This is a genomic window from Alcanivorax sp. UBA3183, assembly GCF_002364155.1.
Lineage (GTDB): Bacteria > Pseudomonadota > Gammaproteobacteria > Pseudomonadales > Alcanivoracaceae > Alcanivorax > Alcanivorax jadensis.
The window spans coordinates 88,355-94,947 of sequence record NZ_DEXN01000003.1; the positions used below are offsets into that span (position 1 = coordinate 88,355).

The window sequence follows — 6,593 nt, forward strand, 5'->3', positions numbered from 1 at the left end:
CTGCTAGGAATATGGCTGAAGCAAAAAAGATGCTGAAAGGTGTCGCCCGTAAATACTCTCAACTTAATGTTGATGAATTGCTTGAGAGAGCCAAGATGGAGTCCACCTATTCACAAGAACCGGTTAAATTCAATTTATCCTTGGGTGGGCTAGATGCGGGGCGCTCATTTGTCAAAACAGCACTAGCATTACTCTCTACTACTGGAGTAAGCGTGAGAGACTGTGAGCATGCTATTCAGTTTCTAAAAGAAGAAGGATCTGAACCATGTTTTGGCTATTACTACGAGAAAGACCTAGTGGCTGGAAGGCCCGCGGGAATTCCGATTCACTGTGTCCATGTCAATGGTGATCCAGATAGCAACCTCATACGTGGGTATGTCGAATACTTCGGTGTGATGCGAGTTGTCATGTGCTTGTCTAGTAATTATTCAGGAGATGCATTTGCGGCAACGTATGCAATTGATCCAACCAAAGGCGAGGAGCTGGATCTGTCTGTTGACCTTGATCTGGCTTTGGCAGACTTACGGAAAGCATACGACTATGAGAAATGGAATGGTAAAGCCGTTCAGCAGGCCATGGGCGCAGTTATAGGTCCGACACTGGAAAAACAACATAAAGAAGAAAGAGAGAGGGTCTTAGGTGAGGCCGTTCGGCATGCACTTTCCAACTGCGGTGCGAAAGAGGGAGAAGTGTTAACCGAAGAGCAATACAACCGCCTAATGGGACTTATATGGGAAAGGTTAGAGCCATGGGTTTTAAACCAGATCATTAGTGCCAGAAAGCATGATTAGGCATAACAATGCCATGCATGCGACAAGCGCATGATGGCTGGCGTTAGCTTCCTCTAGGTCAGGAGTAGCAATGGACGGAATTCTAGAACACATCAACGGACTTAGTCCCTTTGTTCAGGGACTTTTAGGGTCTGCAGTATTTGCAATCTCATCTATCTTGCTTCAGCGGGTGATGAATCGTGCCAAGAAGAGCGGTTCTGAGATATTTAGAGTCTTTGCGCGCCTAGACATGGTTCGCCACATTCTTCACAAGGACTATGTTAATTCTCGTGATTTACAGCGTTCTAGTTACGGTTCAGCCGTTGCAATGCTATTCGCGTTCCGGTGGATGCTCGGTGGGTTTCTGATCGCAATTTTTTTCATCGGTGTACACTCCATAATTAATGGGAACTGGCTTTTTGTTGCGGCATCATGGTTCTGCTTTAACTGTTTCCTTGAAGCTCACAATTGGGTCAAAGACACAAGCCATGAGAAGCACATATCACACGTTCCAGATGAGGTTCAGGCTGATGTGATAACTGTAATGTATCCACCTGATCCTGCACCGAGAATCGAGAAGGAGTGAGCTAACAAGAAGCTCCAGTCCGGCCGCTGACGCGGCGGCTGAGCATGGCGTTAGGCCGCAAGAGAGATATGCACGAATTCAATGAACTGGTTCAGCGTAGTACTGCTTTCAGTCTGAATGCGCTGAATGAAGCGCAGCAGCGCACCGTTGATGCACTACAAACAAGTGCCGCAACAACATTGGTGAAGACCCTTCAAATGGTACAGCTACAAAGAGCTATTTCTGCTGTTGGCATGTTCTCGATGTTCGATGCCGTCCTTCAAGATCAACTACAATGTAAAAATGGATTTCAAAAAGCAGGTCTAGTCCTAGAGAGCCAAGGCGATGTCGCGCTTAAAGAACGGTTCTCGGACCTTCAGCTTGCAGTTAATGTCCTCAAACATGGTAACGGGCGCAGCTATGAGGCTTTGGTACAAAAGGCGGCCATCCTCCCATTCAGAGTAATGCTTCCGGATGAGCATTTCTTTAATGAGGGAGATGTCTCTGAAATTTCAACGCTAGTGGAAGTTGATGACGCGTTTGTTTTGCTTTGTGCCGAAGTTATTCATGCAGTTTCCGTCGCAGTACAATGTAATGCCTAGCCCGGCGTTCAACCCGGACGCCCAAAACGCCGCTTCGCGCCGTCTTGGTCGCTGGTTAACTCCACGTTAAGCGAATAGAGCCGGAGAAGTTTGGATATGGCAGGACGATTTGATCCATCTAGTATACTGAATGGCTTTAATGCCATGACCGAAAATCGCTCTTATGAAGTGCCTTCGTCGATTGTTCCTGATAAAAGAACGCGGGCTGAAGTGCGAGAGGACTTCGAGAAAAAGTTAAAGGCACTAGATAAAGACGCGATTGAAGAATTAAAAAATAAAATATTAGATATTCATGAAGCCGATGATTTTATTTATCTAAAAAAAGACATTGAAGATTCTCTTGTCAAATTTATCCGCTACTATGATCATTTCGAAGATCTTAATTCTGATGAGTCAAGGAAAGTAGCTTTAAAGGAGAAAGAACTTAAGTTGGATGCTCGCTATGACTGGCGAGAAAAAGCAAGGTTGTTCTTTTTCCGGGTTCTTGCTTCAGCATTACTTGTCGTTACTTTGTTCGTGATTGGATATGTAGAGCATGAATATGAGTGGGCCAAATTACCAATGTCCAAATATCTTAATACAAGTGCGAAATTGCCGTAGCGGCTTAACAAACGCTTAAATTAGGACGCTCGCAAGCTCGCGCCTATTACACGGGCGTGACAGGCCGTGAGGCGAACCCGCAGCCTGTCAGCGAAACCCAAACCCCTGCACAAATGCCATCAACCGCTGCTCCAGCCAGTAGCGCTGGGGGCCGTGGTTGATAAAGCCCACGTGGCCGCCGTACTCGCTCACCTCCTGGGTCACCGCCGGGCCCAGTTCTTCCTGGCGCGGCAGGGTCTCCGGGGTCATGAAGGGGTCGTCCCGGTTTTGCAGCATCAGCGTGGGGGTGCGGATCTGCAGGAGTTTGGGCCCGGCAGAGCATTGGGCATAGTAGTGGTAGGCCCCGCGAAAGCCGTACAGGGGAGCGATGATCTGGTCGTCGTAACGCCAGAATGAACGGATGCCGTTCATGTTCAGCCGGTGCAGGCGTTTGGCCTCCGGCGGGTTCACTTTGTCGAGATGGCGTTTCTTGTCGTTGAGCTGGGCGAGCAAGGTCTTCAGCAGGTGCTGGCGGTAGAGTTTCGACAGGCCCCGGTCCAAACGGTTGGCACACAGGTCCAGCCGCAAGGGCGCGCACACCGACGCCACCGCCGTCAGCTTGCCGTTGTCCCGGTGGGCCAGCCAGTTCAGCAGCCGGCTGCCTCCCAGCGACACGCCGATGGCGATGCGGTTGCCGGTGGGGTCCTGGGCAAACACATGCTCGATCACCGCATCCACATCGTCGGTTTCCCCGGCGTGGTAGCACAGGGCGGTGTCATTGGGCTGCTTGGCACCGCGACTGTTGATCGCCACCGAGCGCACCCCCGCATCGGCCAGCGCCTTCTGAATGCCACGCATATAGTGCGAATCGCTGCAGCCAGAGAGGCCGTGGAGCAGGATTACGGTGAGCTGACCGGGGTGGCGTTGCGGCCCGGCCCAGTCCAGCAGCAGCCGGTCGCCATCTGCCAGCGGCAGCCATTCGCTGTGCCGCTCCACCTCAGGCAGGGCACGGCCCAGCGGCCCCCACAGGGTTTGCAGGTGGGGGTTGCGCAGCCACACGGGGGGCTGGAACGGGGAGGCAACGATTTCGCCCATGGAAACTCTCACTCGATAGCAGTCTCTTCGACCGGCGCTATGGTAGCCTTTTGCTTTTCCCGCTGGCACCCATTGATGACGGAGATCCCTCATGGCCCGCCGCTTTTTTGACGATCAGGAATTTCAGGCCGGTATTGCCACCGAGCTGGGCGCCAATGCCAGTCATCATATTGGCAAGGTGCTGCGCATGGCGGAGGGTGACGAGCTGGTGGTATTCAATGGGCACGGTGGCGAATGGTCCGCGCGGATCCTTGCCGTGGGCAAGAAGGCGGTGACCGTGGAGCCGCTGGCGTTCGTGGCGGATGACCGCACAGCGCCCCTGGTGGTGACCGTGGCACTCCCCATGATCAAGGGCGAGCGCATGGATTATGCGATCCAGAAAGCCACTGAGATGGGTGCTGCGCAGATCGTGGTGCTGGATACCGAACGCTGCGAAGTGCGCCTCAAGGGCGAACGCCAGGAAAAGAAGCTGGGCCAGTGGCAACAGTTGGCCATCAGTGCCTGTGAGCAATGCGGCCTGAACCGCCCCCCACAGGTCACCGGTGTGAGGTCGCTCAAGGATTGGTTGATCGGGGATCTGCCAGACTTGCGACTGATCGCCCACCCTGGGAAAAGCCCGTTCTCCCCTGCTGCCCTGAAAGGAACAGCGGAACTGGCCCTGCTCACCGGCCCGGAGGGCGGCTTTTCCGATGAGGAACTGAGCGCGGCGGAGGAAAACGGCTTTGTGGCGTTTGCCCTGGGCAATCGGGTGTTGCGTGCCGAGACGGCGCCGGTGGCCTTGCTGGCGGCGTTGTGGGCGTGGGAAAGCAGCGACTAACTTCGAGCGTCTAGCTACCAGGCGCGAGCTTGTTTCTCGTAACGTATGGCCGGGTGCCCGCGCCCAATCGGTGGCGGCATCTTGCTAGTAGCTCGAGGCTAGTCGCTAGACGCTGAATAACAACAAGGACAAGACATGCTGACCACCCTGGCCATCAGTAATTACCGCTCCGCCCTGGAGCTGGTGTTGCCGCTCGGGCCGTTGAATGTGATTACCGGGGCCAACGGCAGTGGCAAGTCCAACCTGTACCGGGCCCTGCGGTTGCTGGCAGCCACGGCCCAGGATGATGTGATTGCGGCACTGGCCAGTGAGGGCGGGTTGGAATCCACCTTCTGGGCCGGGCCGGAGACGCTCAGTACCGCCATGCGCAAGGGGCTGGTGCCGGTGGAAGGGGGGCCGCGCCAGCATAGCCGTCGGCTGAAGCTGGGGTTTGCTGATGAGGATTTCGGTTATCTGATCGAGCTGGGCCTGCCGCGACCGGACAGCACCACCGCCTTCAACCTGGACCCGGAGATCAAGCGGGAAATTATCTGGGCCGGCGGCGCCTATTGCCCGGCGGCGGCGCTGGTGGACCGGCGTGGCCCACTGGTGAAAGCCCGTGTCGATAACGGCTGGTTAACCCTGGCCGACCATCTCAATACCTTCGACAGTCTGTTCAGCCAGGTGGCCGATGCGCGCACGGCGCCGGAGGTGCTGGCCCTGCGTGAACGCATTCGCGGCTGGCGTTTCTATGATCATTTCCGCACCGACCGGGAGGCCCCGGCCCGCCAGGTGCAGATCGGCACCCGCACGCCGGTGCTGCATCACGAAGGTCGTGACCTGGCGGCGGCGCTGCAGACCATCCGCGAGGTGGGTGACAGCATGGCCCTGGACGCCGCCATCGAAGATGCCTTCCCCGGTGCGAAGCTGAACATCGAACCGTTGCCGGATGGTCGCCTGAAGCTGGAGTTTCACCAGTATGGTCTGCTGCGACCATTGTCGGCGGCGGAGCTCTCTGATGGCACCCTGCGCTACCTGTTGCTGATCGCCGCCCTGCTCACCCCACGGCCACCCTCACTGATGGTGCTCAACGAACCAGAGAACAGCCTGCACCCGGACCTGTTGCCGGCACTGGCCCGCCTGATCAAACAGGCCAGCCAGCACAGCCAGTTATGGGTGGTCAGCCACGCCAATCGGCTGGTGGCGGCGCTGAATGAGCACCCGGATTGCCATGGGGTAGAGCTGACTAAGGAACTGGGCGAAACGCAGGTCGTCGGCCAGGGGTTGTTGAGTACCCCCAACTGGCATTGGTCTGAATCCCACTGACATGAAGAAAAAATGAAAAAACAAAGCGGTACGCTAAAGCGCTGGGATGATGCCCGGGGTTTCGGCTTTATTGTCGACCGAAAAGGGCGGGACATTTTTGTGCACGTCACTGCCTTCGGAAAAATCCGGTCGCGTCCGAAAGACGGAGACAAGGTCCTGTTCCGGGTAGAGCCCGATGCCGCCAAGGGGGTGCGTGCCATCGATGTGGAACGGTGCTGGCGGCCGGCACATCTGTTGTTGCCAGAGTTTCTGTTGCCGCTGCTTGTGGTGGCCGTTTTCTATGGTGCTTTCTGGCTATTTTTCTCGAAAAATGCGTTCTGGGTTTTTCTGTCGCCGTTGCTGATTTTTATCGCGGTTCTGACATTTATCATGTTCGGACTGGACAAGCGAGCGGCGCTTAACGAACGTCAGCGGGTACCGGAAAATACCCTGCACTTTCTATCGCTGGCAGGCGGTTGGCCCGGCGCCCTGTTGGCGCGCCCGCTTTTCCGTCACAAGACTCGAAAGCAGCCCTTCCGCACTATTTTCTGGCTGGTAGTAGTGATAAATATTGCCCTGGTTGGCGCATTTGTTTTCAGCTTTCAGGCCGCACCTCTGCGGGACTGGCTGGATGGGCAGGCGCTGAGTTGGCTGATCACCCTCAAGGAATGGGGATGGATAAGCGGTCCGGTTTGAGAATGAAACTCTTATGAAAGAACAGCCAGTAGAATAAAACCATAACCAGGGAAGGAAAACGGTATGCGATTACCGCAAGATGTGGAACGCTCGCTGAAAGTGCATGGAAAAAAAGCGGCGATCAGACAGTTATGCCGACAGTATAAAATGAGTCGCGGGGCGGCAGCAGGCTGGGTATCAGCCTG

At 55.3% G+C, this 6,593-nt stretch carries 8 protein-coding genes; 7 read left to right on the forward strand and 1 reads right to left on the reverse strand.

Annotated features, from left to right (window positions below; translation table 11 throughout):
• Positions 1-11 precede the first annotated feature (11 nt).
• The 4 genes from B3Q33_RS00525 to B3Q33_RS00540 all read left to right on the forward strand — a co-directional run bounded on the left by B3Q33_RS00525 (position 12) and on the right by B3Q33_RS00540 (position 2,537).
• Positions 12-791, forward strand: coding sequence for a hypothetical protein (locus tag B3Q33_RS00525; protein WP_273009993.1), 780 nt, complete (start codon positions 12-14; stop codon positions 789-791).
• Between the two features lie 70 nt (positions 792-861).
• Entirely contained in the window at positions 862-1,356 is a 495-nt protein-coding gene (locus tag B3Q33_RS00530) for a hypothetical protein (protein WP_273009995.1), read from the forward strand.
• A 68-nt stretch (positions 1,357-1,424) separates the two neighbouring features.
• A complete protein-coding gene (locus B3Q33_RS00535) occupies positions 1,425-1,937 on the forward strand; it encodes a hypothetical protein (RefSeq protein ID WP_273009997.1) in 513 nt (170 codons plus the stop codon).
• Positions 1,938-2,033: 96 nt separating this feature from the next.
• Positions 2,034-2,537 carry a hypothetical protein gene (locus tag B3Q33_RS00540; RefSeq protein WP_273009999.1) on the forward strand — a complete coding sequence of 168 codons (504 nt, stop codon included), beginning with the start codon at positions 2,034-2,036 and terminating at the stop codon, positions 2,535-2,537.
• 87 nt (positions 2,538-2,624) lie between these two features.
• Here B3Q33_RS00540 and B3Q33_RS00545 read toward each other — a convergent pair whose 3' ends face one another.
• Positions 2,625-3,611 (reverse strand): YheT family hydrolase, encoded by a 987-nt coding sequence (locus B3Q33_RS00545; RefSeq protein WP_273010001.1) that lies wholly within the window; start codon positions 3,609-3,611, stop codon positions 2,625-2,627.
• Between the two features lie 91 nt (positions 3,612-3,702).
• On the opposite strand from B3Q33_RS00545, the gene B3Q33_RS00550 reads away from it, so the two are divergent.
• The 3 genes from B3Q33_RS00550 to B3Q33_RS00560 all read left to right on the forward strand — a co-directional run bounded on the left by B3Q33_RS00550 (position 3,703) and on the right by B3Q33_RS00560 (position 6,408).
• Positions 3,703-4,428 carry a 16S rRNA (uracil(1498)-N(3))-methyltransferase gene (locus B3Q33_RS00550; protein ID WP_273010002.1) on the forward strand — a complete coding sequence of 242 codons (726 nt, stop codon included), beginning with the start codon at positions 3,703-3,705 and terminating at the stop codon, positions 4,426-4,428.
• 135 nt (positions 4,429-4,563) lie between these two features.
• Positions 4,564-5,733, forward strand: a complete 1,170-nt coding sequence (locus B3Q33_RS00555) for an AAA family ATPase (RefSeq protein WP_273010006.1) — start codon at positions 4,564-4,566, stop codon at positions 5,731-5,733.
• A 12-nt stretch (positions 5,734-5,745) separates the two neighbouring features.
• Positions 5,746-6,408, forward strand: a complete 663-nt coding sequence (locus B3Q33_RS00560; RefSeq protein ID WP_273010012.1) for a DUF1294 domain-containing protein — start codon at positions 5,746-5,748, stop codon at positions 6,406-6,408.
• Positions 6,409-6,593: the final 185 nt, after the last annotated feature.

Coding starts and splice junctions, on each gene's coding strand:
- B3Q33_RS00525 (WP_273009993.1), top strand. CDS start 12: ATGGCTGAAGCAAAAAAGATGCTGAAAGGTGTCGCCCGTAAATACTCT.
- B3Q33_RS00530 (WP_273009995.1), top strand. CDS start 862: ATGGACGGAATTCTAGAACACATCAACGGACTTAGTCCCTTTGTTCAG.
- B3Q33_RS00535 (WP_273009997.1), top strand. CDS start 1,425: ATGCACGAATTCAATGAACTGGTTCAGCGTAGTACTGCTTTCAGTCTG.
- B3Q33_RS00540 (WP_273009999.1), top strand. CDS start 2,034: ATGGCAGGACGATTTGATCCATCTAGTATACTGAATGGCTTTAATGCC.
- B3Q33_RS00545 (WP_273010001.1), bottom strand. CDS start 3,611: ATGGGCGAAATCGTTGCCTCCCCGTTCCAGCCCCCCGTGTGGCTGCGC.
- B3Q33_RS00550 (WP_273010002.1), top strand. CDS start 3,703: ATGGCCCGCCGCTTTTTTGACGATCAGGAATTTCAGGCCGGTATTGCC.
- B3Q33_RS00555 (WP_273010006.1), top strand. CDS start 4,564: ATGCTGACCACCCTGGCCATCAGTAATTACCGCTCCGCCCTGGAGCTG.
- B3Q33_RS00560 (WP_273010012.1), top strand. CDS start 5,746: ATGAAAAAACAAAGCGGTACGCTAAAGCGCTGGGATGATGCCCGGGGT.